The sequence below is a fragment of the Pseudomonas sp. ArH3a genome, assembly GCF_022648765.1.
Lineage (GTDB): Bacteria > Pseudomonadota > Gammaproteobacteria > Pseudomonadales > Pseudomonadaceae > Aquipseudomonas.
Window position 1 is genome coordinate 5781747 of sequence record NZ_CP080330.1, and the last position, 22973, is coordinate 5804719.

General features: G+C 58.2%; 28 protein-coding genes and 1 tRNA gene. 7 read left to right on the forward strand and 22 right to left on the reverse strand.

All coding sequences use genetic code 11. From position 1 onward, the window contains the following. Position 1: 1 nt before the first annotated feature. The 12 genes from rlmN to trmJ form a co-directional block, all read right to left on the reverse strand. Positions 2–1150: a 23S rRNA (adenine(2503)-C(2))-methyltransferase RlmN gene (rlmN, locus tag K0P33_RS26500; protein ID WP_242152399.1), complete on the reverse strand. Its 1149-nt coding sequence runs from the start codon at positions 1148–1150 to the stop codon at positions 2–4. Between the two features lie 29 nt (positions 1151–1179). Next, positions 1180–1605: a nucleoside-diphosphate kinase gene (gene ndk / locus K0P33_RS26505; RefSeq protein WP_083356869.1), complete on the reverse strand. Its 426-nt coding sequence runs from the start codon at positions 1603–1605 to the stop codon at positions 1180–1182. A 91-nt stretch (positions 1606–1696) separates the two neighbouring features. Beyond that, a complete protein-coding gene (gene iscX, locus K0P33_RS26510) occupies positions 1697–1897 on the reverse strand; it encodes a Fe-S cluster assembly protein IscX (RefSeq protein WP_083356868.1) in 201 nt (66 codons plus the stop codon). 14 nt (positions 1898–1911) lie between these two features. After that, a complete protein-coding gene (gene fdx / locus K0P33_RS26515) occupies positions 1912–2253 on the reverse strand; it encodes an ISC system 2Fe-2S type ferredoxin (RefSeq protein ID WP_083356867.1) in 342 nt (113 codons plus the stop codon). Positions 2254–2256: 3 nt separating this feature from the next. Next, positions 2257–4119 carry a Fe-S protein assembly chaperone HscA gene (gene hscA, locus K0P33_RS26520; RefSeq protein ID WP_083356866.1) on the reverse strand — a complete coding sequence of 621 codons (1863 nt, stop codon included), beginning with the start codon at positions 4117–4119 and terminating at the stop codon, positions 2257–2259. Positions 4120–4167: 48 nt separating this feature from the next. Further along, entirely contained in the window at positions 4168–4689 is a 522-nt protein-coding gene (gene hscB / locus K0P33_RS26525; protein ID WP_094949427.1) for a co-chaperone HscB, read from the reverse strand. Between the two features lie 8 nt (positions 4690–4697). After that, complete coding sequence (gene iscA, locus K0P33_RS26530; RefSeq protein WP_003209680.1) at positions 4698–5021, reverse strand: iron-sulfur cluster assembly protein IscA; 324 nt, start codon at positions 5019–5021, stop codon at positions 4698–4700. Between the two features lie 28 nt (positions 5022–5049). Next, positions 5050–5436 (reverse strand): Fe-S cluster assembly scaffold IscU, encoded by a 387-nt coding sequence (iscU, locus tag K0P33_RS26535; RefSeq protein ID WP_003175965.1) that lies wholly within the window; start codon positions 5434–5436, stop codon positions 5050–5052. Between the two features lie 99 nt (positions 5437–5535). After that, positions 5536–6750, reverse strand: a complete 1215-nt coding sequence (locus K0P33_RS26540; protein ID WP_242152402.1) for an IscS subfamily cysteine desulfurase — start codon at positions 6748–6750, stop codon at positions 5536–5538. 50 nt (positions 6751–6800) lie between these two features. Beyond that, positions 6801–7292 (reverse strand): Fe-S cluster assembly transcriptional regulator IscR, encoded by a 492-nt coding sequence (gene iscR / locus K0P33_RS26545; RefSeq protein ID WP_003194020.1) that lies wholly within the window; start codon positions 7290–7292, stop codon positions 6801–6803. Between the two features lie 226 nt (positions 7293–7518). Next, positions 7519–8304, reverse strand: coding sequence for a serine O-acetyltransferase (gene cysE, locus K0P33_RS26550; protein ID WP_242152404.1), 786 nt, complete (start codon positions 8302–8304; stop codon positions 7519–7521). Between the two features lie 2 nt (positions 8305–8306). Then, entirely contained in the window at positions 8307–9077 is a 771-nt protein-coding gene (gene trmJ / locus K0P33_RS26555) for a tRNA (cytosine(32)/uridine(32)-2'-O)-methyltransferase TrmJ (RefSeq protein ID WP_003210307.1), read from the reverse strand. Between the two features lie 145 nt (positions 9078–9222). Between trmJ and suhB the strand changes: the two genes are divergently transcribed. Beyond that, positions 9223–10038 (forward strand): inositol-phosphate phosphatase, encoded by an 816-nt coding sequence (gene suhB, locus K0P33_RS26560; RefSeq protein ID WP_003175971.1) that lies wholly within the window; start codon positions 9223–9225, stop codon positions 10036–10038. A gap of 205 nt (positions 10039–10243) precedes the next feature. Here the strand turns inward: suhB and K0P33_RS26565 are convergent, their stop codons facing one another. From K0P33_RS26565 to queA, 6 genes are all read right to left on the reverse strand, one after another. Then, positions 10244–10786: a glycine zipper 2TM domain-containing protein gene (locus K0P33_RS26565; RefSeq protein WP_065908615.1), complete on the reverse strand. Its 543-nt coding sequence runs from the start codon at positions 10784–10786 to the stop codon at positions 10244–10246. A gap of 123 nt (positions 10787–10909) precedes the next feature. Beyond that, positions 10910–11824 carry a protein translocase subunit SecF gene (gene secF / locus K0P33_RS26570; protein ID WP_094949424.1) on the reverse strand — a complete coding sequence of 305 codons (915 nt, stop codon included), beginning with the start codon at positions 11822–11824 and terminating at the stop codon, positions 10910–10912. Between the two features lie 9 nt (positions 11825–11833). Further along, positions 11834–13705 carry a protein translocase subunit SecD gene (gene secD / locus K0P33_RS26575; RefSeq protein WP_094949423.1) on the reverse strand — a complete coding sequence of 624 codons (1872 nt, stop codon included), beginning with the start codon at positions 13703–13705 and terminating at the stop codon, positions 11834–11836. A 62-nt stretch (positions 13706–13767) separates the two neighbouring features. Next, entirely contained in the window at positions 13768–14106 is a 339-nt protein-coding gene (gene yajC, locus K0P33_RS26580; protein WP_003175975.1) for a preprotein translocase subunit YajC, read from the reverse strand. Between the two features lie 43 nt (positions 14107–14149). Beyond that, on the reverse strand, positions 14150–15265 hold the full coding sequence (tgt, locus tag K0P33_RS26585; protein WP_162490598.1) for a tRNA guanosine(34) transglycosylase Tgt: 1116 nt from the start codon (positions 15263–15265) through the stop codon (positions 14150–14152). A 5-nt stretch (positions 15266–15270) separates the two neighbouring features. Further along, positions 15271–16320 (reverse strand): tRNA preQ1(34) S-adenosylmethionine ribosyltransferase-isomerase QueA, encoded by a 1050-nt coding sequence (gene queA, locus K0P33_RS26590; RefSeq protein ID WP_094949422.1) that lies wholly within the window; start codon positions 16318–16320, stop codon positions 15271–15273. Positions 16321–16428: 108 nt separating this feature from the next. Here queA and K0P33_RS26595 point away from each other — a divergent pair. Beyond that, positions 16429–16513, forward strand: a tRNA-Leu gene (locus K0P33_RS26595). Between the two features lie 94 nt (positions 16514–16607). Continuing rightward, positions 16608–16937 (forward strand): hypothetical protein, encoded by a 330-nt coding sequence (locus tag K0P33_RS26600; RefSeq protein ID WP_094949421.1) that lies wholly within the window; start codon positions 16608–16610, stop codon positions 16935–16937. On the opposite strand, the gene K0P33_RS26605 is transcribed toward K0P33_RS26600, so the two are convergent. Beyond that, positions 16887–17546, reverse strand: a complete 660-nt coding sequence (locus K0P33_RS26605; RefSeq protein WP_094949420.1) for a LysE family transporter — start codon at positions 17544–17546, stop codon at positions 16887–16889. The two genes, K0P33_RS26600 and K0P33_RS26605, sit on opposite strands and share 51 nt — an antisense overlap. A 24-nt stretch (positions 17547–17570) precedes the next feature. Further along, on the reverse strand, positions 17571–18377 hold the full coding sequence (locus tag K0P33_RS26610; protein ID WP_242152406.1) for a 2OG-Fe(II) oxygenase family protein: 807 nt from the start codon (positions 18375–18377) through the stop codon (positions 17571–17573). 231 nt (positions 18378–18608) lie between these two features. On the opposite strand from K0P33_RS26610, the gene K0P33_RS26615 reads away from it, so the two are divergent. Beyond that, positions 18609–19301, forward strand: a complete 693-nt coding sequence (locus K0P33_RS26615) for an NBR1-Ig-like domain-containing protein (RefSeq protein ID WP_094949419.1) — start codon at positions 18609–18611, stop codon at positions 19299–19301. 112 nt (positions 19302–19413) lie between these two features. Here the strand turns inward: K0P33_RS26615 and K0P33_RS26620 are convergent, their stop codons facing one another. Then, a complete protein-coding gene (locus tag K0P33_RS26620) occupies positions 19414–20049 on the reverse strand; it encodes a LysE family translocator (protein ID WP_242152409.1) in 636 nt (211 codons plus the stop codon). A 134-nt stretch (positions 20050–20183) separates the two neighbouring features. On the opposite strand from K0P33_RS26620, the gene K0P33_RS26625 reads away from it, so the two are divergent. Together K0P33_RS26625 and K0P33_RS26630 are read left to right on the forward strand one after the other, a co-directional pair. Then, on the forward strand, positions 20184–20555 hold the full coding sequence (locus K0P33_RS26625; RefSeq protein WP_094949417.1) for a PH domain-containing protein: 372 nt from the start codon (positions 20184–20186) through the stop codon (positions 20553–20555). Positions 20556–20816: 261 nt separating this feature from the next. Beyond that, positions 20817–21500: a peptidase M12 gene (locus tag K0P33_RS26630; RefSeq protein WP_242152411.1), complete on the forward strand. Its 684-nt coding sequence runs from the start codon at positions 20817–20819 to the stop codon at positions 21498–21500. A 209-nt stretch (positions 21501–21709) separates the two neighbouring features. Here K0P33_RS26630 and K0P33_RS26635 read toward each other — a convergent pair whose 3' ends face one another. Continuing rightward, the gene (locus K0P33_RS26635; protein ID WP_242152413.1) at positions 21710–22018 is read right to left on the reverse strand and encodes a DUF3077 domain-containing protein; all 309 of its coding nucleotides are present in this window, start codon (positions 22016–22018) and stop codon (positions 21710–21712) included. Between the two features lie 493 nt (positions 22019–22511). Between K0P33_RS26635 and K0P33_RS26640 the strand changes: the two genes are divergently transcribed. Continuing rightward, positions 22512–22796, forward strand: a complete 285-nt coding sequence (locus K0P33_RS26640) for a barstar family protein (protein ID WP_094949459.1) — start codon at positions 22512–22514, stop codon at positions 22794–22796. The last annotated feature ends 177 nt before the right edge of the window (positions 22797–22973 follow it).

Genomic DNA, 22973 nt, shown 5'->3' on the forward strand with positions numbered 1-22973 from the left:
CTCAGATTCGATTCACAGCAATTTGCGGCAAATCTTCGGCGGCGTTAAGTTCGCGCACGGCGATATAACGTTCGCTGCGACGGGTGCGATCCAGCACCTGCCCTACCAATTGGCCACACGCGGCGTCGATGTCCTCACCACGGGTGGTGCGTACGGTGACGTTGTAGCCCGCCTGGTGCAGTTGATCCTGGAAACGGCGGATGGCGTTGTTGCTCGGCCGCTCGTAGCCAGAATGTGGAAACGGATTAAACGGAATCAGGTTGATCTTGCACGGGGTGTTCTTGAGCAGCTCGATCATCTCGACCGCGTGCTCAACCTTGTCGTTGATGTCCTTGAGCATGGTGTACTCAATGGTCAACACACGCTTCTCGCCCAAGGTCGCCATGTAACGCTGGCAGGATTCGAGCAGCATCTTAAGCGGATACTTCTTGTTGATCGGCACCAATTGGTTACGCAATGCGTCATTGGGTGCGTGCAGCGACAACGCCAGGGAGACGTCGATGTGCTTGGCCAGCTCATCGATCATCGGCACCACGCCTGAGGTCGACAGGGTCACACGGCGCTTGGAAATGCCGTAGCCCAGGTCGTCCATCATCAAATGCATGGCCGCAATCACGTTGTCGAAGTTCAGCAGCGGCTCACCCATGCCCATCATCACCACGTTGGTGATGGCACGGTCGACGGTTGCCGGGACGCTGCCAAAGGATTTGTTGGCAATCCACACCTGGCCGATGACTTCGGCGGCGGTGAGGTTGCTATTGAAGCCTTGCTTGCCGGTGGAGCAGAAACTGCAGTCCAGGGCACAGCCTGCCTGGGACGAAACGCACAAAGTGCCGCGCTTGCCCTGGGGAATGTACACAGTCTCGACGCAGCTGCCGGACGCCACGCGCACCACCCACTTACGGGTGCCGTCGCTGGAGATGTCCTCGCTGACCACTTCGGGGCCACGGACCTCAGCAATGACCTTGAGCTTGTCGCGCAGGGCCTTGCTGACGTTCGTCATGGCATCGAAATCGTCGACGCCAAAGTGGTGAATCCACTTCATTACCTGACCGGCACGGAAACGCTTCTCCCCGATTGAGTCGAAGAATTTCTCCATTTCCGGCTGAGTCAGACCCAGCAGGTTGGTTTTTACAGTCGATGTAGTCATGGATTCACCCTCACTCTTTAAGCCGATGCTTAGCGAGCGGTTACTTCAGTAGCAGCGAAAAAGTACGAGATTTCGCGAGCAGCAGCGGCTTCGGAGTCCGAACCGTGAACAGCGTTGGCGTCGATGGATTCAGCGAAGTCAGCACGAATGGTGCCGGCAGCTGCTTCTTTAGGGTTGGTAGCGCCCATCAGCTCACGGTTCAGAGCGATAGCGTTTTCGCCTTCCAGAACCTGAACAACAACAGGACCGGAGATCATGAAGGAGACCAGGTCGCCGAAGAAGCCACGAGCGCTGTGCTCAGCGTAGAAGCCTTCAGCTTCAGCTTTGGACAGTTGCTTGAGTTTCGAAGCTACAACCTTCAGGCCGGCTTTTTCGAAACGAGTGGTGATCTCGCCGATGACGTTTTTTGCAACAGCGTCAGGCTTGATGATGGAGAAAGTACGTTGAACAGCCATGGTGTAACTCCAGAAACGGTAATTTACGAAAAATTAAACCCGCGAATTATACGCGGGTTATTGGGTATTGCCTAACTGCGTAAGGGAGGCGTCAGTCCTGCTCTTCTTTCCAGGCAGTCTGGATAGCTTCCAGGACCTTTTCACCGCCACGATCCCGCTCATCTTCAAACCCTGGCAACGCCATGACCATGTCACGCAAAGCTACAAAGTTCAGGGAGTAAGGATCCAGATCCGGGTTGCCGTCGGCCAACAGGATAGCGATCTCTTGCACATCAACCCATTTAAGAATCATGACACTTCCTTGAATCAATGCGGCGCTTCGGCCGCATGGTTGAGCGAGTACTTCGGAATTTCGACCGTGATGTCTTCAGTCCCAACCTTTGCCTGACAGCTTAGGCGAGAAGTCGGCTCCAGGCCCCACGCGCGGTCGAGAAAATCCTCTTCCAGCTCATCGGCTTCTTCCAGAGAGTTGAAACCCTCGCGAATTACGCAGTGGCAGGTGGTGCAGGCGCAGACACCGCCGCAGGCACTCTCGATCTCGATGTGGTTGTCATGGGCAACTTCGAGGATGGACTTGCCGGTCTCAGCCTCCACGACCATACCGTCCGGGCAATGCTCGGCGTGTGGCAGAAAAATGACCTGCGGCATTAATTATTCCTCGATTTCATTCAGATTGCGTCCCGCCAGGGCGGCTTTTACCGACTGGTCCATACGACGGGCGGCAAAAGCATCGGTCACTTGCGACAGACGCTTGGTCTGTTGCTCGATGGCATAACCATCAGTGCTTTTCATCAGTTCGGCCAGTTCCTGCATCTGCAGGTCGATGACCATGCGCTCTTCGGCATCCAACAGGCGCTCGCCGTCAGCATCAAGGGCACCCTGCACGGCTTCGAGCAGGCGCTGGGCGTCGACTTGCTGCTCGCGCAGTACGCGGGCGACCTTGTCGTCACCGGCATACTGGAACGAATCCTTGAGCATCTTGGCGATTTCGCCGTCGGTCAGGCCGTAGGACGGCTTAACCTGGATGCTGGCTTCAACGCCCGAGGCCAGTTCACGCGCAGCCACGCTGAGCAGGCCATCGGCGTCGACCTGGTAGGTCACTCGAATCTTCGCCGCGCCCGCAACCATCGCCGGAATGCCGCGCAATTCAAAACGCGCCAGGGAGCGGCAGTCGCTGATCAGCTCGCGCTCGCCTTGCAGCACATGAATCATCATGGCCGTCTGGCCATCTTTATACGTGGTGAAATCCTGGGCGCGGGCGACGGGGATGGTGGTGTTACGCGGAATCACCTTCTCCATCAAGCCACCCATGGTTTCCAGCCCCAAGGACAGCGGGATCACGTCGAGCAGCAGCAATTCGCCACCATCGCGCTTGTTGCCAGCCAAGGTATCAGCCTGGATCGCGGCACCAATGGCGACGACTTGATCCGGGTCGATTTCAGTCAGCGGCTGGCGACCAAAGGCTTCGGCAACGGCTTCGCGAACCCGTGGGACGCGGGTCGAACCGCCGACCATGACCACGGCGGCGACGTCTTCGAGCTCAACACCGGAATCACGTACGGCACGGCGGCAGGCTTTAAGGCTACGGGCGACCATCGGCTCGATCAGCGCGTCGAACGCTTCGCGGGTCAGTTGAGCCGACCAGGAACCGTAGGAAACGTCTACAGAACGGGCGTCAGTCAGCGCTTCTTTGGCCGCACAGGCGGTTTGCAGCAGATTACGCTGCTCGCCCGGGTCCAGGTCGGCCGACAAGCCGGCGCTGGTGATGATCCAGCCGGCAATCGCGTGATCGAAGTCATCGCCGCCCAGGGCAGTGTCGCCACCGGTGGCCAGTACTTCGAACACACCGCCGGTCAGGCGCAGGATCGAAATATCAAAGGTGCCGCCGCCCAGGTCGTAGATAGCAACCAAGCCTTCGGCGTGCTGATCCAGGCCATAGGCCACAGCGGCCGCAGTCGGCTCGTTGAGCAAGCGCAGCACGTTGAGACCGGCGAGTTTCGCCGCGTCTTTAGTGGCTTGGCGCTGAGCGTCGTCGAAATACGCCGGAACCGTGATCACCGCGCCTACCAGTTCGCCGCCCAAGGTGGTTTCCGCGCGCTGGCGCAGTACCTTGAGGATATCGGCCGACACTTCCACCGGGCTTTTTGGGCCCTGGACAGTGTCGATGAACGGCATATGCGATTCGCCGCCGACAAAGCGGTACGGCAGCTGCTCGCCTAATTGCTTGACGTCGGACAGACCACGACCCATCAAGCGCTTGACCGACAGCACGGTGTTCAGAGGATCGGAGGACGCCGCCAGCTTGGCTGACTCACCGACCTCGATGTGGTCAGCGTGATAGCGCACGGCGGACGGCAGGATAACCTGGCCATCGGCGTCGGGCAGCGGCTCGGACAGGCCGCTGCGCAAGGCGGCGACCAGGGAATTGGTGGTGCCCAGGTCAATCCCGACCGCCAGGCGACGCTGGTGCGGTTGAGGGCTTTGGCCGGGTTCGGCGATCTGCAGTAGGGCCATGGTAATCAGGTCTTATCTGTCTATCAGGCGTGCACGGGCAGCACTGGGTTAATCGTCGAGGCGCTCTTCTAGCTGGCGCACTTCGTAGGTGAGCTTGTCGAGGAACTGCATGCGCCGCATCAGGCGTTCGGCCTGTTCACGTTGCGCTGCATCATCCCAACAGGCTGCGAAGCTTTCGTTGAGCTCATCCTGGGCCACTTTCAGACGGCGCTTGAAGACTGCGACACCGGCCACATCGGCTTCGTCCTGTAAGTCTTCGAGTTCTTCGCGCCACTGCATCTGCTGCATCAGGAAGTCCGGGTCGTGCACCGTGACTTCAATCGGCAACTCACCACCGTTCATCGCGAGCAGGTAACGCGCGCGTTTCGGGGGGCTTTTAAGCGTCTGATAGGCTTCATTGAGGCTGGCCGATTGCTCCAGCGCCAAGCGTTGCTCACGCTCGGAAGCGTCAGCGAAGCGGTCCGGATGCACACCACGCGCCAATTCTCGGTAGCGCGTGGCAAGCTGCTCGAGGTCCAGCCGAAAGCTCGGCTGCAGCTCGAATAAAGCGAAATGACAAGGAGTACCCACAAATAGCCTCAGATGTTGAAGCTTTCGCCGCAGCCACATTCACCGCGTACGTTGGGGTTGTTGAACTTGAAGCCTTCGTTCAACCCTTCCTTGACGAAATCGAGCTCGGTGCCGTCCAGGTAGGTGAGGCTTTTAGGGTCGATGATCACTTTCTCGCCGTGACTTTCGAACACCTGATCCTCTTCAACCACCTCGTCGACAAACTCCAGCACGTAGGCAAGGCCGGAACAGCCCGTGGTGCGAACACCCAGACGAATCCCCTCACCTTTACCGCGCCCATTCAGGGAGCGGCGAATGTGCTGCGCAGCCGCTTCTGTCATGCTGATAGCCATCGTTGACTCCTTACTCGTCGCCAAATGCTTAGATCAAGCCTTTCTTCTGCTTGTAGTCGCGAACGGCCGCTTTGATAGCGTCTTCTGCGAGTACGGAGCAGTGAATTTTCACCGGCGGCAGAGCCAGTTCTTCGGCCAGCTGGGTGTTGCTGATAGTGACAGCCTCATCCAGGGTCTTGCCTTTCATCCACTCGGTAGCGAGGGAGCTGGAGGCAATGGCGGAACCGCAGCCGTAAGTCTTGAACTTGGCGTCTTCGATAACGCCAGCGTCGTTGACCTTGATCTGCAGGCGCATAACATCGCCGCACGCCGGAGCGCCGACCATGCCAGTGCCGACATCAGGGTCTTCCGCGTTCATCTTGCCGACGTTGCGCGGGTTTTCGTAGTGGTCGATGACCTTTTCGCTGTAAGCCATGGTACTGAATCCTCACTCATCAGGGCCGCTCTGGAACCCTGTAAAAACGCCTGCGTTTTCCGCCACGTTCCTACAGAGCTTGGGTGGCGGCTTCTATATTTAGTGTGCCGCCCACTCGATCTTGGAAATGTCGACACCGTCTTTGTACATGTCCCACAGCGGCGACAGAACGCGCAGCTTGTTGACGGCTTCGCAGACTTTCTGCGCGGCGTAGTCGATTTGCTCTTCGGTGGTGAAGCGGCCGAACGTAAAGCGGATCGAGCTGTGTGCCAGTTCGTCGTTGCGGCCCAGGGCGCGCAGTACGTACGAAGGCTCAAGCGAGGCCGAGGTGCAGGCCGAACCGGACGAAACCGCCAGGTCCTTGAGCGCCATGATCAGCGACTCGCCTTCGACGTAGTTGAAGCTCAAATTCAGGTTGTGCGGTACACGGGCGGTCATGCTGCCGTTGATGTACAGCTCTTCAAGGTTCTCGACCTGCTTGTAGAAGCGATCGCTGAGGGCCTTGATGCGCACGTTTTCGGCAGCCATGTCTTCTTTGGCCACGCGGAAAGCTTCGCCCATGCCGACGATCTGGTGGGTCGCCAGGGTGCCCGAACGCATGCCGCGCTCGTGACCGCCGCCGTGCATGGTGGCTTCGATACGCACGCGAGGCTTGCGGCTCACGTACAGGGCGCCGATGCCTTTAGGACCGTAGGTTTTGTGGGCCGAGAACGACATCAGGTCGACTTTCAGCTTGGACAGGTCAATGTCGACCTTGCCGGTGGACTGAGCAGCGTCGACGTGCAGCAGGATGCCCTTGGAGCGGGTCAGCTCGCCGATGGCCTCGATGTCGTTGATGGTGCCGATTTCGTTGTTCACGTGGATCACGGAAACCAGGATGGTGTCTTCACGCAGAGCGGCTTCGATCATGGCCGAGGTGACGATACCGTCGGTGGTTGGCTCAAGGTAGGTAACCTCGAAACCTTCACGCTCCAGTTGGCGCATGGTGTCGAGGACAGCCTTGTGCTCAATCTTGGTGGTGATCAGGTGTTTGCCTTTGGTCGCGTAGAAATGCGCCGCGCCCTTGATTGCCAGGTTGTCGGACTCGGTAGCACCGGAGGTCCAGACGATCTCGCGTGGGTCAGCGCCCACCAGGTCAGCAACTTGGCGACGAGCGTTCTCGACCGCTTCCTCAGCTTTCCAGCCGAATACGTGGGAACGGGAGGCCGGGTTGCCGAAGTTTCCGTCAACCAGCAGGCATTCACTCATTTTTTGCGCGACACGCGGATCAACCGGGGTGGTCGCTGAGTAATCAAGGTAAATCGGCAATTTCATGGACTTTCTCCTAAATCAGGCTGGCTGGCGTGCCGTTAGCTCTGCGGCTGTCACTCGACGGCGGACGCTTCGATCTTGTCCAGGCGCGGCGCCTTGGTGTTGCAACGGCGCTGATCCTGACGCTGGGCTACTTCTTGCACCTCACGGCGAGTCACAAGATCAGCCAAGCTGATACCACTCAAAAACTCATGGATCTGCAGGCTCAAGTCACACCACAAGTGGTGTGTCAGGCAGGTGTCGCCAGCGTGGCAATCACCCAAACCCTGGCATTTAGTGGCATCGACGGATTCGTTGACCGCGTCGATCACCTGGGCTACCTGGATGCCCTGCATGTCACGGGACAGTTGGTAGCCGCCACCCGGCCCACGTACGCTGGAAACCAAATTGCTACGGCGCAATTTGGCGAACAGCTGCTCGAGGTAGGACAGGGAAATGCCTTGGCGCTCGGAGATATCGGCCAGGGACACCGGCCCAGTTTGCGCGTGCAAGGCCAGGTCTAGCATGGCGGTTACCGCGTATCGGCCTTTTGTAGTCAGTCTCATGGACAAGTACCAAGGTGTTTCAGAATGGGAGCAAGTATGCGATTCCCGAGTATTTAAGTCAACTATAAGACCTAGTACTTTAGTCAGGATTACCCGTAAAAAGGGCGCGCGAATCATAGCAGGATGGGGTGGGATCGAACAGCAGGAACGGGGCCAGCGCTCAATCTCAAGACTAATGGAGATCAAATGTGGGAGCTGGCTTGCCAGCTCCCACAGGGGACCGCGCTCAGCCAGCCTTGGTGGTAGCCGCTTCGCTCTTGATCTCAGCGAAGTCTTCTTCGCGCAGCTCAGGCAGGTCCTTGGCGCAATAGCTGCTGCCCAACTCCTTCAGCGCGCCACACATGCCGTCCAGCTTGCCGTCCACCGCCTGCAGGTGATCAAGCAACTGCCCAATGGCACGGGCCACCGGGTCGGGCATGTCTTCGCTGACGCCGTAGGCATCGAAGCCGATCTTCTCGGCCATGGCCTTGCGCTTGGCTTCCTGCTCGTCGCCGACTTCCGGCTTGACGATGATGCGCCCAGGAATACCCACCACGGTGGCGCCAGGCGGTACAGCCTTGGTCACTACGGCATTGGAACCGACTTTGGCACCGGCGCCGACTGTAAATGGACCGAGCACCTTGGCGCCCGCCCCCACCACCACGCCATCACCCAGGGTGGGATGGCGCTTACCCTTATTCCAACTGGTGCCGCCCAGGGTCACACCCTGATACAGCGTCACGTCGTCGCCGATCTCGGCGGTCTCGCCAATCACGATGCCCATGCCATGGTCGATAAAGAAGCGACGCCCCACCTTGGCGCCCGGGTGGATCTCGATCCCGGTCAACCAGCGGCCGAAGTTCGACACCAGCCGCGCCAGCCATTTCCAGCCCATGCTCCACAAGGTGCCGGACAGGCGGTGAATCCAGATCGCATGCATGCCCGGGTAGCAGGTCAGCACTTCAAAGGCGTTGCGCGCCGCCGGGTCACGGTGGAAAACACTCTGGATATCTTCTCGCAAACGCTCGAACATTTTTAATCCTTCCGCTTAAGAAGCTCGCCACGGGCCGCCTTCTGGGTTTCCGTGAGGATGCCACGCAATATATTCATTTCCGCTCGGCTGACCGAACTGCGCCCGTACAGGCGACGCAGGCGCGCCATCAAGTGCCGTGGTTTTTCCGGATCGAGGAATTCGATGGCCACCAGGGTTTGCTCCAAGTGCTCATAGAACCGCTCCAGCTCGTCCATCGTGGCCAACTCGCCACTTTTGGTCGAGGCGACTTCATCCTTTTCCACCTTGCTCGGCTGGCCTTCAGCGGCCAGCCAGGCCATGCGCACTTCATAACTCAACACCTGCACCGCTGCCCCGAGGTTCAGCGAACTGAACTCAGGGTCTGATGGAATGTGCACGTGGTAATGACATCGCTGCAGCTCTTCATTGGTCAGGCCGGAGTCTTCACGGCCGAACACCAAGGCGATTTCAGCGCCGCCGGCAGCCTCTTCCACGACTTTGGTGCCGCACTCACGCGGATCCAGCAGCGGCCAGGGGATACGACGGTCGCGGGCACTGGTGCCGAGCACCAGGTTGCAGCCGACCAAGGCATCTTCCAGCGTGGCGACGACCTGGGCTTTTTCCAGGATGTCATTGGCGCCGGATGCACGGGCATCGGCCTCGTGGTGCGGGAACACGCGAGGTTCGACCAGCACCAGGCGCGTCAGCCCCATGTTTTTCATGGCTCGCGCCACCCCGCCGATGTTGCCGGGATGACTGGTATTGACCAAGACGACACGAATGTTTTGCAGCAAGGGAGGCGCTCTCGGACACGGGAAAGGGGAGCAAATCTTACAGAACAGCCTAAGGTTATGCCATGAAAGCTAACGTCGTCCTTCACCTGAAGAAAGTTTCTGCTAGAATGCTCGGCTTTCTTTAACAACCTTAGGTGACACATCCATGCAGCCCATGCTGAATATCGCGCTGCGCGCCGCCCGCAGCGCCAGTGAATTGATCTTCCGCTCCATCGAGCGCCTGGATACCATCAAGGTCGACGAAAAAGACGCCAAGGATTATGTATCCGAGGTGGATCGCGCCGCCGAACAGAAAATCATCGACGCTCTGCGCAAGGCCTACCCTACCCACGGCATCCTCGGTGAAGAAACCGGCTTGCACAAAGGCAGCGGCGAAGGCGAAGACTACCTGTGGATCATCGACCCACTGGATGGCACCACCAACTTCCTGCGCGGCATCCCACACTTTGCTGTGAGCATCGCCTGCAAATACCGTGGCCGCCTGGAACACGCTGTTGTGCTGGACCCGGTTCGCCAGGAAGAATTCACCGCCAGCCGTGGCCGTGGCGCCCAGTTGAACGGCCGCCGCCTGCGTGTAAGCGGTCGTACCAGCCTGGACGGCGCCCTGCTGGGCACGGGCTTCCCGTTCCGTGACGACCAGATGGACAACCTGGAAAACTACCTGGGCATGTTCCGCGCCCTGGTTGGCCAGACCGCCGGCATCCGTCGCGCCGGCGCTGCCAGCCTGGATCTGGCCTACGTGGCCGCCGGCCGTTTTGATGCGTTCTGGGAGTCGGGCCTGTCCGAGTGGGACATGGCTGCAGGCGCCCTGCTGATCCAGGAAGCTGGCGGCCTGGTGAGCGACTTCACCGGTGGTCACGACTTCCTTGAGAAAGGCCACGTCGTTGCCGGTAACACCAAATGCTTCAAGGCAGTACTGACGGCGATCCAGCCGCACCTGCCGGCTTCGCTGAAGCGTTAAGCGAGCGAGCACAAAAAAGCACCCCCTAGGGGTGCTTTTTTTATGCCTGGGATTTGAGCAAACCCAATACCACTGACCCAAACACAAACCAATGTGGGAGCTGGCTTGCCTGCGATAGCGGTCTGCCAGCTAATTCATTAGTTGCTGACCCACCGCTATCGCAGGCAAGCCAGCTCCCACATTTAGATCTATGTCAGGCTTGGAATTACTGCTGGTTCTGACCGAGAATCAGACGACCTTCTTTATCCACCGGAATTTGGCCACCTGGATCACGGTCCATGCGCACCGAACCTTCCTTGCCGTCCAAGTTGTACCGCACGTCATAGCCGACCACCTTGTCACTGATGTCGTTAACGGTATTACAACGGGTTTGCGTGGTGGTGTAGGTATCACGGTTCTGCATGCCTTCCTGAACCTTGTTACCGGCGTATCCGCCACCGACCGCACCAGCCACAGTGGCCAGCTTCTTGCCATTACCGCCACCGACTTGGTTACCCAACAGGCCACCGGCCAGCGCACCGACCACGGTGCCGACGATTTGATGCTGATCCTGCACCGGCTTCTGCCGGGTCACGGCGACATCCTTGCAGACCTCGCGCGGGGTTTTAATCTGGGTCTTCACCGGCTGCACCGCCAGCACTTGCGCATACTCAGGGCCGCTTTTTACCAGGCTGTAGGTGGCAACAGCACCCCCGGCAGTCACACCGACAGCACCCAATACTGCACCAACCAGCAACGACTTGTTCACGTGAACCTCCTGACCATCACAAGCGGACTGAAACGTCCGCGCTATACCCAGCCTTGGAGCAAAAAAAAAGGCGCGAGTTCAATACTCGCGCCTTCTTTGTAACAGCGTGTCAACAAGCGCCCATCAAGGGCGGTCGTCGACCTCCTTGCCGGTAGCGGCAGGAGGGATCAAGTCTTCGCTGTTGAGGTTCAGCCAGATCAGCACCACGTTGGCGATGTAGATCGACGAGTAGGTACCCGCCAGAACGCCGATGAACAGCGCCAGGGAGAAGCCCCACAGGTTGTCGCCACCGAAGATCATCAACGCACCAATCGCCAGCAAAGTGGAGATCGACGTTGCCATGGTCCGCAGCAGGGTCTGGGTGGTGGAGATGTTGATGTTCTCGATCAACGTCGCTTTACGCAGCACGCGGAAGTTCTCACGAACCCGGTCGAATACCACGATGGTGTCGTTGAGCGAGTAACCAATGATCGCCAGCACCGCCGCCAATACCGTCAGGTCGAAGGTGATCTGGAAGTAGGACAGGATACCCACGGTCACGATAACGTCGTGGATCAGCGACACAATCGCGCCGACGCCGAACTTCCACTGAAAGCGGAACGCCAGGTAGATCATGATGCCGGCCAGCGCCATCAGCATGCCGAGGCCGCCTTGGTCGCGCAGCTCTTCACCCACTTGTGGGCCAACGAACTCAACACGCTTTACCGACGCCGGGTTGTCGCCGCCGACCTTCTGCAAGGCCTCAGCTACCTGGTGACCCAGTTGCGGGTCTTCACCAGGCATACGCACCAGCAGGTCGGTAGTCGCACCAAAGCTCTGCACGATGGCTTCGTGATAGCCAGCCTTGACCAGCTCGTTGCGCACCAGGGTGACGTCGGCTGGTTTCTCGTAGGTCAGCTCGATGAGCGTACCGCCGGTGAAGTCCAGACCGTAGTTCAGGCCCTTATGGAACCAGCTGAACAACGCCAGAACGGTAAGGAGCACGGTGACGCCGAACGCAACGTTGCGAACGCCCATGAAGTTGATTGTACGTAACATGGCAGCCCCTTAAATCCACAACTTCTTGAAGTCACGCCCGCCAAAGATCAGGTTGACCATTGCGCGGGTCACCATGATGGCCGTGAACATCGAGGTAAAGATACCGAGGGACATGGTTACCGCAAAACCTTTGACGGGGCCGGTGCCCATGGCAAAGAGAATCCCGCCGACCAGCAAGGTGGTCAAGTTGGAGTCGAGAATCGCGGTAAATGCCCGGCCGAAGCCTTCGTTGATTGCACGCTGTACGGTCATGCCCGCCGCGATCTCTTCACGTATCCGCGAGAAGATCAGTACGTTGGCGTCTACCGCCATACCCATGGTGAGTACGATACCGGCGATACCTGGCAGGGTCAGCGTAGCGCCCAGCAGCGACATCAGCGCCAGCAGCATCACCATGTTGCCCGCCAAGGCCACGGTGGCGATCACGCCGAAGAAACGGTAGATGGCGATGATGAACAGCGACACAAACAGCATGCCCCACAAGGCTGCATCGATACCTTTGGTGATGTTGTCGGCACCCAGGCTCGGGCCAATGGTACGCTCTTCAACGAAGTACATCGGCGCCGCCAGGCCACCAGCACGCAGCAACAGTGCCAGTTCGGACGATTCGCCCTGACCGTTCAGGCCAGTGATACGGAATTGAGCACCCAGCGGCGACTGGATGGTCGCCAGGCTGATGATCTTCTTCTCTTCTTTGAAGGTCTGCACCGGCACGTCTTTCTCGACGCCGTTGACCATTTGCTTGGTGTAGGTAGTGACTGGGCGCTGCTCGATGAAGATCACCGCCATGCTGCGACCGACGTTGCTGCGCGTGGCGCGGCTCATCAGTTCGCCGCCGTGGCCATCCAGACGGATGTTCACCTCAGGAGAGCCGTGCTGCGAGTCAAAACCCGCCTTGGCGTCAGTTACCTGGTCACCGGTGATGATCAAGCCACGCTCGATCAACGCAGGAGGACGATTGCCTTCGCGGAACTCGAATTCTTCTGCAGTGGCGCGCGAAGCACCCGGCTCAGCCGCTAGGCGGAACTCCAGGTTGGCGGTTTTACCCAGAATACGCTTGGCTTCAGCGGTGTCCTGTACGCCCGGCAGCTCAACCACGATGCGGTTGGCACCCTGACGCTGAACGATCGGCTCAGCCACACCCAGCTCGTTGACGCGGTTACGTACCGTGGTCAAGTTCTGCTTGATGGAGTATTCGCGGATTTCCGCCAGCTTGGCTGGGGTCATCGCCAGACGCAGCACAGCCTGGCCATTGAGGTCAGCCGGTACGATGTCGAAATCGTTGAAGTTCTTGCGGATCAGTGCACGGGCCTGTTCGCGGGACGCTTCATCAGAGAAGCCCAGCTGGATGGCACCGTTGAGCTGCGGCAGGCTGCGATAACGCAGTTTCTCTTTACGCAGCAAGCTCTTCACATCGCCTTCGTAGACTTTCAGGCGTGCGTCGAGGGCTTTGTCCATGTCGACTTCCAGCAGGAAGTGCACACCACCGGACAAGTCCAGGCCCAGCTTCATCGGGTGCGCGCCAATGCTGCGCAACCATTTTGGCGTGGTCTGTGCCAGGTTGAGTGCAACAACGTAGTCGTCACCCATGGCCTTGCGCACAACATCTTTGGCAGGTAATTGGTCTTCTGCCTTGGTCAGGCGCAGCAAGCCGCCCTTCGCATCAGCCGCCAACGTTGCCGCTTTAACCTGGATGCCCGCGTCGGTGAGCGCTTTGCTCGCGCGTTCCAGGTCAGCCTGATTGACTTGCAGCGAAGTGCTGGCGCCAGTGATCTGGATCGCAGGGTCATCAGGATAGAGATTGGGAGCGGAATAAATAAAACCGATCGCCAGCACCGCCAGGATCAGTACGTATTTCCACAGAGGGTATTTGTTCAGCATCACGCCGCCCGCTTATAACGCGGGGCGCCTTGCGCGCCCCGTCGATTGGTAAAGGTTGTTACTCAGATCGCTTTGAGCGTGCCTTTTGGCAGCGTGGCGGCGATGGCGCCCTTCTGGAACTTCATTTCTACGGTGTCGGAGACTTCCAGAACCACGAAAGCATCGGAAACCTTGGTGATCTTGCCGGCGATGCCGCCAGTGGTCACAACTTCGTCGCCTTTTTGCAGGCTGCCCAGCAGGTTTTTCTGCTCTTTGGCGCGCTTAGCCTGTGGACGCCAGATCATCAGGTAGAAGATGACCAGGAAGCCGACCAGGAAAATCCACTCAAAACCACCGCCCATAGGGCCGGCAGCGGCAGGCGCAGCGGCGTCAGCCATGGCATTAGAGATAAAAAAGCTCATTTAGCACTCCAGTTGCAAATAGTGAATCTTAGGGTCGGAAAACTCAGTCCAAGGGCGGCACAGGGAGCCCGCGCTTGGCATAGAAGGCATCGACGAAGGCGGCCAATGTACCCTGTTGAATAGCCTCGCGCAAACCAGCCATCAGGACTTGGTAGTGACGCAAATTGTGGATGGTATTCAACATGCTACCCAGCATTTCCCCGCACTTGTCCAGATGGTGCAGATAAGCACGCGAGAAGTTCTGGCAGGTGTAGCAGTCACAGGTGGGATCCAGCGGCGAATCATCATGGCGATGGAACGCGTTACGGATCTTCAGCACGCCTGTATCGATGAACAGATGCCCATTGCGGGCATTACGGGTTGGCATCACGCAATCGAACATGTCCACACCGCGGCGCACACCCTCTACGAGATCTTCCGGTTTGCCAACGCCCATAAGGTAACGAGGTTTGTCAGCCGGCATCAGGCCCGGCAGGTAATCCAGCACCTTGATCATCTCGTGCTTGGGCTCGCCCACCGACAAACCGCCGATAGCCAGGCCATCAAAACCGATTTTATCCAGGCCTTCCAGCGAGCGCTTGCGCAGGCTTTCGTGCATGCCGCCCTGGACGATACCGAACAGCGCCGCCGTGTTGTCGCCGTGGGCGTTCTTCGAACGCTGAGCCCAACGCAGCGACAGCTCCATGGAAATGCGCGCCACGTCTTCATCCGCCGGGTACGGCGTGCATTCGTCGAAAATCATCACGATGTCGGAGCCCAGGTCGCGCTGCACCTGCATCGACTCTTCCGGGCCCATGAACACTTTGGAGCCGTCCACCGGCGAGGCGAAGGTCACGCCCTCCTCCTTGATCTTGCGCATGGCGCCCAGGCTGAACACCTGGAAACCACCGGAGTCGGTGAGAATCGGGCCTTGCCACTTCATGAAGTCATGCAGGTCGCCATGCTTCTTGATCACTTCCGTGCCCGGGCGCAGCCACAGGTGGAAGGTGTTGCCGAGGATGATCTCGGCGCCAGTGGCGACGATGTCACGCGGCATCATGCCTTTGACGGTGCCGTAGGTGCCCACAGGCATGAAAGCCGGGGTTTCGACGGTGCCGCGAGGGAAGGTCAAACGGCCGCGGCGAGCTTTACCATCCGTGGCCAGCAATTCAAACGACATACGACTCATAAGGTTTCCTCTGGGCCGCGCGGCGCCGGGTTTCGGGTGATAAACATCGCATCACCGTAGCTGAAAAAACGGTACTCGTTGGCGATGGCGGCTTGATAAGCGGCCATGGTCTCCGGGTAACCGGCAAATGCCGACACCAGCATCAACAGCGTGGATTCCGGCAAATGGAAGTTGGTCACCAGGCAATCGACCACATGGAACGGCCGGCCTGGGAAAATAAAGATATCGGTGTCACCACTGAACGGTTTGAGCACGCCATCACGCGCCGCACTCTCCAGCGAACGCACGCTGGTGGTGCCCACGGCAACCACCCGCCCGCCGCGCGCCTTGCACGCGGCCACGGCATCCACGACTTCCTGGCTGACTTCCAGCCACTCGCTGTGCATGTGGTGGTCTTCGATGTTATCCACACGCACCGGCTGAAACGTCCCGGCCCCCACGTGCAGGGTCACATAGGCGCTTTCGACGCCCTTGGCGGCAATCGCGTCCAGCAGCAGTTGGTCGAAATGCAGCCCGGCCGTCGGCGCGGCCACAGCACCCAGGCGCTGGGAGTACACCGTCTGATAACGCTCGCGGTCCGAGTCTTCGTCGGGGCGGTCTATATAAGGAGGCAACGGCATATGGCCGACGCGCTCCAGCAGCGGCAACACCTCTTCGGCAAACTTGAGCTCGAACAGCGCGTCATGGCGCGCGACCATCTCGGCCTCACCACCGCCATCGATCAGGATGCTCGAACCCGGTTTCGGCGACTTGCTGGAGCGCACATGGGCCAGCACGCGATGGCTGTCCAGCACCCGCTCCACCAGAATTTCCAGCTTGCCGCCGGACGCTTTCTGGCCAAACAGCCGTGCCGGAATCACCCGGGTATTGTTGAACACCATCAAATCGCCTGGGCGTAAATGCTCAAGCAAATCAGTGAATTGACGGTGTGCGAGGGCACCGCTCACCCCGTCCAGGGTCAGCAGTCGACTGGCGCGACGCTCGGCCAAAGGGTGGCGAGCGATCAGCGAATCAGGGAGCTCAAAAGTAAAGTCAGCAACGCGCATGATGGGGTTCGTCTAGCAGGGCCGGGAAGTCTAGCGGAAATAGTGAAAATAGACCATGAAACGTGATTGACCAACGGTAATCTCATCTCTATACTTCGCCGCCATTGAGCCCTGATGGCGGAATTGGTAGACGCGGCGGATTCAAAATCCGTTTTCGAAAGAAGTGGGAGTTCGATTCTCCCTCGGGGCACCATCTTAAAGAAAGACCTTGAAATTCAAGGTCTTTTTTTTCGCCTGTAAAAAAGTGAGTATGCGCAGGCCAACGCAGACGTTGAGGAGCCGAGACCATGGAATTGACGCTGGAAGCTGTTGCGCTTTTTGCTCTCAAGCTGGTGCATGAGACCGAAGGCGCGAGCCCGGTTCTGCGGGATGACCTGGTCATGGATGGGTATGAGCGCGAGGTGTTTGGGTTGTTGGTGCGCCAAGGGGATTTGGCCACGATTCAACGCAAGCTTGATGAGTGCATTGCCCAGACCTTGAATACCTTAGGCGGCGCCGACACCGTACTCGGTCGCGAGCTGCATAAGCTGGCCACTGATGTGCAACAGGCCCCCAGCCTTGATGAGCTAAGCCCGCCGCTGACCACCCTCAAGGACTATCTGAAAGATATCCAGTGAATCAATGATCAACACACCGGCCAAGTAAACCATCAGCACCGCAACACCAGCGTCCAAGCATCGCCAGACCACGGGCGCGCGAAACAGCCAGGTCAAACGCTGACATCCCAACGCCAACAGCACAAACCACACCAACGATGCCGTCATGGCCCCTGTCGCGAACAGGGCTTGTTGGCCTGCGGGTTTGGCCGCACCGATAGAGCCGATCAGCACCACCGTATCCAGCCAGGCGTAGGGGTTGGCGAAGCCGAGCACTATCGCCGTGCGTAACAGCCCGCGTTGCGAATTGCCGCCTTGAGTGTCCGGCATGGACTGGTTGCGGATGCAGGCCAGCAAGCGCTGACCACCGAACCACAGCAGATAGGCCGCTCCGGACAAAAGCATTATCGCCATCACCGCCGGCCAACTTTCCAGCACAGACCCTAACCCCGTCACGCCGATAGCGATCAGGAGGATATCGGCCAGCACACAAATAGCGACCACCCACCAGATGGGACCACGGCCGACACCTTGGCGGATTACCAAGGTGTCTTTTGGGCCGGGGGCGGCGAACAGTCCGATGCCCAAGAGCAAACCTTCAAGGTACAGGGCGTTGAAGTGTGGAAACATGGAATGTTCGAGTCCGCGAGGCGATTAAAGAAGTTGAATAGGCTGATTGCCGAAACCGGTATGACGAGCGTTGACGGCGCTGTTCAGGTCAATGGGTGTGCGGCGGAAAAAGCTTGTCGGCTGCTGTTCCGGGCTCGGATTTGCAAAGTAAATCAACGAGCTTCTGGCGACCGGCTGCTTAGGCGCCAGCACAGCATGATAGGCAGCAGGAATGGACTGGTCGGAAAGCTCAGTGAGCAAAGAACCTGCCAGCACTGCAATCTCGCCTTCCAGAAGCCGGACCGGCTCTAATGAAGCGCCCTTCACCAACACCAGCCCTTCGCGGGTAGGCTTGATAAACGACAGCATGTGCCCATCTTCATGAGGGTCCTGAGCAAATTGACGCACGCCGTTTGTGGCCTGAGCACCGTAGACACAGAGTTGGATGTAAGACGCCAAACGCAAGGGCGCTAATGGAGCAACGCCAAACTCTGCACAAATGCCGTCCATTAACGCTTGGGCGAGCTCGCTGATCTGGCGCTCAAAACTATCCACTGCAGTGAAGAACGGGCTTTGGGTGAACTCCAGATCCGTTCGCTTCGACGCATGCGCAGGCCAGTAACAGAAGCGCTCACACAGGTCCGGGTGGTCTTCGATGCTCGAATACTCAGCGCCAAAAGGGAAAAAACCGTCAGTGTCTTCGGCAAAGGAAAATGATTGCTTAGTGGTTTGGGAAATTGCCGAGTACCCATCAATGATCTTTTTGTAGTCCTGCTGCATCGCATCTGAGATTTGCAGGGTGCCAAAGCCTGATCGAGCAATGGATTCACAGCACGCTTTTATCTGTTTCATAGCTATATCCAGAGATGGTTGTAAAGGAATGCAACAAACACGGGGTCGCAAGCATGCGAGAAACCGCGACACTGGATATAGCCAATCAAAACGCGGACTATCCATGTCCTTCACAACGTCGCCAGCAGGATGCGAGTGTGCATGGCCCATTACACGTTGCGGCGGGCAGGTTGTCCTTTTTAGCTAACAACGTAACGACTTTCACCAAGGATTGGGGATGAGTAATCAACTATGAGCATCAAGACGCGCGACACCCTCCGAGCGCTGGTCGTACGACGCAGCCGGGAACTGGGCAAATCCATGACCACCCTGGCCAAGGAAGCGGGCATATCCAGAACCTACCTCTACGGGTTGGCCGGTGGCGCCTCTAAAGATCCCTCGGTGCGCACACTGATCAAGTTGGCCAAGGCGCTTCACGTTTCACCGCTGCTACTGTTCCGCTACTTCGCCGATTTGGCAGGCGCTCCGGTTGACGCTCACTCGATGGCTACCACCAACCGTGCTATCGGCCTGCTAGCCCCCAACGACGTTGCCGTCTTCAACGCAGACGTCACCACGCCAGACCAAACCGTCGTGTTACCCGGTGAGACGTTTCAGAAGACCTGGGAGATCCAAAACCTCGGCACCCGCCCCTGGCGCGGCCGCAAGTTGGTGCGAGTAGACGGCGAATACGTGATCGCCCGACGCACCGCCACGGGTGCGCCATTGGAAGTGGTGATGGACACACACCTGCGCAGCCTGAACAACGAAATCCCGATTGCCGACACACTGCCCGGCCAGCCGGTGCACCTCACGGTGGAATTCGCCGCGCCCAAGGAAACCTGCACCGTCACGTCGATCTGGCGGATCGAGGATGAACACGGCCAGCCTTGCTACGGCCCCGCCTTCATCCTGCATGTGATCGTCAACGTCATGGCCCGCTGAGTACCTACCCATTAGCTATGGAACGAACACTGCCATTGTGGCGAGCAGGCTTGCCACAACAAACCTGCTCGCCACAGGTTCCGGAACCAAACGCCGCGCTGCGACCACCCACTTACCGCCGCCCTTCAACCGCCATACGCACCGCCAAGCCCATCAGCACCGAGCCCATCAGCCAACGCTGCGCCACCTGCCAACCCGGCCGGGTGACGAAGAACACCGCGATAGAGCCCGCCATGATGGCGATCACCGAGTTAACGCTCACGCTGATGGCAATCTGCGTAAAACCCAGGATCAGCGACTGCGTCAGCACACTGCCATGGCCGTTCGGGTCGATGAACTGCGGCAACAACGACAAATACATCACCGCCACTTTGGGGTTCAGCAGGTTGGTCACCAAGCCCATCATGAACAGCTTGCGCGGGCTGTCCTGGGGCAAGTCCCGCACTTGAAAGGGCGAACGGCCACCCGGCTTCACCGCCTGCCAGGCGAGGTACACCAGATACACTGCACCACCGAGCCGCAGCACGTCGTACGCAAAGGGCACCGCCATCACCAACGCGGTGATGCCCAATGCTGCGCAAAACATATAAACCAGAAAACCCAACGCAACACCGCCGAGCGATATCAACCCGGCCTTACGCCCCTGGCAAATCGAGCGGGAAATGAGGTAAATCATATTCGGCCCGGGCGTGAGCACCATGCCGAGTGAGATCAGGCCATAAGCAAGCCAGCTGGACAGTTCGGGCATGGTGCCGCTCCTTAAGGTGTGTGCTGGGCGCCATGGTAGGGCGTTGAACAGCAGGCCGTTAGATACAGATCCGCGAGCAAAACGTCATACACACACGCAGGCGGTTACCGCCCCATTCACCCAAGGACAGGCACATGATCGACTTCAACAACAAAGGCTTCTTCAAACTCAAGCAAAACAACGAATACGCCGAACGCGTATCAGCCCTGCTGCTCGACGGCGAAGAAGTCATCGACGCCTACAAAGCCATGCGCGATGGCGTGGTCTTCACCACCAAACGCATCATCGCGGTGAACGTGCAGGGGATTACCGGCAGCAAGAAGGACTTCACCTCGCTGCCGTACAAAAACATCGTCGCGTACTCGGTGGAAACGTCCGGCACGTTTGATCTGGATTCGGAGCTGGAGATTTACTTTTCGTCGCTGGGGAAAGTGAAGTTTGAATTCACCGGGAAGACTTCGATTGTGGAGATCTCGCGGATCATCTCCAAACACTTGCTGGGCTGATCCCTTGTGCGCTTATTGTTTCTCAGTTGCTCAAGCCTGTCGCTCGGAAGCCCGCGACAGACAACGCAATTGACTGAAACAAGACTGCACAGGGAACTGTAGGCCTCAGCGGTACCACACAATGGTTCCTATAGCCTTTGGGTGATAAGTCTTTTGGTCAACGCTCCCAGTCTCCTTCAACCGTTCCATAGCGCCACCTACGCGGACAACGCCTCAAGCCCTGAGGCGCAGTCTGTCAGCCCGATACGAACCAAGCGCAACGTGATCGACAAAACCAAGCTCTGGCCCAATGGTTCGACGCTCAAGATAGCGCTCTATGACGTTAACGAGGAGGAGGCAAAGGCGATAAAGGATGCGATCAACGAATGGAAGCCTTACGTCAATCTCAAGTTCGATTTCGTCCTGGGCGAGGAAGGCGACATCCGTATCGCTCTCAACCATATCAATAACACCTACGGCACTGCGGCAGGAATAGACGCGAAAAAAATACCGCCACACCTGCCCACAATGATCCTGCTGGACGACATCCACTCACCCAAATTCCGCTTCGTGGCGCTGCATGAGTTCGGGCATGGCTTGGGCGCAATGCATGCTCACCAACACCCCGACTCAGGCATTCCTTGGGACAGGCAGAAGGCGTATGACCACCTGCTCAAGCGCTATGGTTGGACCCAGGATCTCGTCGACAAAAATATCTTGCCCTTGGAACGCAGTGATAAGTACAGCTACCAACCTTACGACGGCGATTCGATAATGCATTACGAGGTCACCGACGACTGGACATCCGGCGGCTGGGGTCAATCGGAAAACTGGGACATCAGCGACGGCGATAAAGCCCAAATACAAGAGGCTTACCCCAAGCCAAAGCCACCTGTTCCGGCGCCTCTTTCCAAAGCGTTGCTTAGCGCCCGATTTGATGAGCCAACACAATCGCTGACCGAGTGATGCCGGGCGAGTTTTTACACCATCAGGAGTGTGGGGTACGCAGGAACTGAAGAACAAACGACGCTTTGACTAACCGCTCGGCAAAAAAAGACCTTGGCGTCCCAAGGTCTTTTTTACTGCTAACACGGTTCAGCGGGTGCACCACGATCCAAATGTGGGAGCTGGCTTGCCTGCGAAGACGCCAGCCGCCATACCCTCAAACCAGCCGTTTACACACCAACGGCCTCCCCCTCCTCCATCACCCCATTCGGCAACATCCCATTGGCCAAATCATCCACCACCGCCTTCGCCATCTCCCCCAAATAATGCGCCGCCCAGGCATAACGGTCCGCGCTGTTGTCCATTGCTGCATCCAACGCCAGCATTTTGGAACAGTGCAGCAGCTCGGAGGCATGCTCCAGGGCGTCGCGAATGGGTACGCCGGCATTGACGCGGAATAGACGGTGGAGGTTGGGCTGTTCGCCGCAGGTGGAGAAGGTGATGACGCCGAGGGTTTTGTTGAGGGGTGGGTTGATCATTGGGCACCTCCGGGTTGGGCGGTGGTGTGGATTGCGGTAATACGAGGATCAAGCCTTTCAGAAACACTCATTGGTATAGCTCCCATTCTTCGAAGAGAGCTGCCCCATTCGTTTCCAGGCGAATGGGTGGCAGCTGTGCGCAGGCTGGAAACCGGGGGAATAGGCAAACCCGGCAGACTCGAAAGTCTCCCACGCACAGCCGCCATAACACGCATATGCTGGCACAAAAGTGGCGCCAGCGGTCGTGATAAATGGTGGCACCTGTGCGCCTATACCCACGGGTTTCCAGGCCCGGTCGCCTCATAAAGACGACGATCAGGACGGTAATCTGAAAGCGGGAGACCTGAAAGTATGCTTTTGTATGTACAGATTTCCGCTCCCTGCCGAACCTGAAACTCAGGAACTCAAGGCGCCAACACTTCTCAACAAGCCGGCAAGCAAGTAAAGGGGACGAATTTATTCAAGCCCCTGCAAGCTGGTGAACGGTGAATATGTGATCAGATCATCCGTCATCAAAATAGACCTGAGCAGCATCAAAAATTCCGATGACCTCCACTCAGTGTTAAGCAACTCACTCAACTTCCCCGGATGGTACGGTGAAAACTGGGATGCCTTCTGGGACGCTATCAGCGCCTTGGTGGAGATGCCCAAAGAGCTTGAATTCTACGGATGGAACGCTTTTTCAGAACGCATGCCTCACGATGCCAAAATGCTGCAGCAATGCTTGTCGCAACTAGCTGCCGAGTTCCCAGAACTTGCGCCAGAGGTACGCTATTGATGTAGCCATAGCTCAGTCGATCACCTGCTTGGAGGCCCTGATATAAGCAACCTCAACTACCCACTTTGGGGTCGCTAGAAACCAGCTGACTTTTCCCACACCCACCATCGCACAAAGCCGACATCAACCTCTGATTCCCCCCCGTACGCTCACTCCCCCGCAAAAGGAAGTGAGCCC

Excerpts from the sequence above, each read along its gene's own strand:
- rlmN (WP_242152399.1), bottom strand. The coding sequence starts at position 1,150 with ATGACTACATCGACTGTAAAAACCAACCTGCTGGGTCTGACTCAGCCG.
- ndk (WP_083356869.1), bottom strand. The coding sequence starts at position 1,605 with ATGGCTGTTCAACGTACTTTCTCCATCATCAAGCCTGACGCTGTTGCA.
- iscX (WP_083356868.1), bottom strand. The coding sequence starts at position 1,897 with ATGATTCTTAAATGGGTTGATGTGCAAGAGATCGCTATCCTGTTGGCC.
- fdx (WP_083356867.1), bottom strand. The coding sequence starts at position 2,253 with ATGCCGCAGGTCATTTTTCTGCCACACGCCGAGCATTGCCCGGACGGT.
- hscA (WP_083356866.1), bottom strand. The coding sequence starts at position 4,119 with ATGGCCCTACTGCAGATCGCCGAACCCGGCCAAAGCCCTCAACCGCAC.
- iscA (WP_003209680.1), bottom strand. The coding sequence starts at position 5,021 with ATGGCTATCAGCATGACAGAAGCGGCTGCGCAGCACATTCGCCGCTCC.
- iscU (WP_003175965.1), bottom strand. The coding sequence starts at position 5,436 with ATGGCTTACAGCGAAAAGGTCATCGACCACTACGAAAACCCGCGCAAC.
- K0P33_RS26540 (WP_242152402.1), bottom strand. The coding sequence starts at position 6,750 with ATGAAATTGCCGATTTACCTTGATTACTCAGCGACCACCCCGGTTGAT.
- iscR (WP_003194020.1), bottom strand. The coding sequence starts at position 7,292 with ATGAGACTGACTACAAAAGGCCGATACGCGGTAACCGCCATGCTAGAC.
- cysE (WP_242152404.1), bottom strand. The coding sequence starts at position 8,304 with ATGTTCGAGCGTTTGCGAGAAGATATCCAGAGTGTTTTCCACCGTGAC.
- suhB (WP_003175971.1), top strand. The coding sequence starts at position 9,223 with ATGCAGCCCATGCTGAATATCGCGCTGCGCGCCGCCCGCAGCGCCAGT.
- secF (WP_094949424.1), bottom strand. The coding sequence starts at position 11,824 with ATGTTACGTACAATCAACTTCATGGGCGTTCGCAACGTTGCGTTCGGC.
- secD (WP_094949423.1), bottom strand. The coding sequence starts at position 13,705 with ATGCTGAACAAATACCCTCTGTGGAAATACGTACTGATCCTGGCGGTG.
- yajC (WP_003175975.1), bottom strand. The coding sequence starts at position 14,106 with ATGAGCTTTTTTATCTCTAATGCCATGGCTGACGCCGCTGCGCCTGCC.
- tgt (WP_162490598.1), bottom strand. The coding sequence starts at position 15,265 with ATGTCGTTTGAATTGCTGGCCACGGATGGTAAAGCTCGCCGCGGCCGT.
- queA (WP_094949422.1), bottom strand. The coding sequence starts at position 16,320 with ATGCGCGTTGCTGACTTTACTTTTGAGCTCCCTGATTCGCTGATCGCT.
- K0P33_RS26600 (WP_094949421.1), top strand. The coding sequence starts at position 16,608 with ATGGAATTGACGCTGGAAGCTGTTGCGCTTTTTGCTCTCAAGCTGGTG.
- K0P33_RS26605 (WP_094949420.1), bottom strand. The coding sequence starts at position 17,546 with ATGTTTCCACACTTCAACGCCCTGTACCTTGAAGGTTTGCTCTTGGGC.
- K0P33_RS26610 (WP_242152406.1), bottom strand. The coding sequence starts at position 18,377 with ATGAAACAGATAAAAGCGTGCTGTGAATCCATTGCTCGATCAGGCTTT.
- K0P33_RS26615 (WP_094949419.1), top strand. The coding sequence starts at position 18,609 with ATGAGCATCAAGACGCGCGACACCCTCCGAGCGCTGGTCGTACGACGC.
- K0P33_RS26620 (WP_242152409.1), bottom strand. The coding sequence starts at position 20,049 with ATGCCCGAACTGTCCAGCTGGCTTGCTTATGGCCTGATCTCACTCGGC.
- K0P33_RS26625 (WP_094949417.1), top strand. The coding sequence starts at position 20,184 with ATGATCGACTTCAACAACAAAGGCTTCTTCAAACTCAAGCAAAACAAC.
- K0P33_RS26635 (WP_242152413.1), bottom strand. The coding sequence starts at position 22,018 with ATGATCAACCCACCCCTCAACAAAACCCTCGGCGTCATCACCTTCTCC.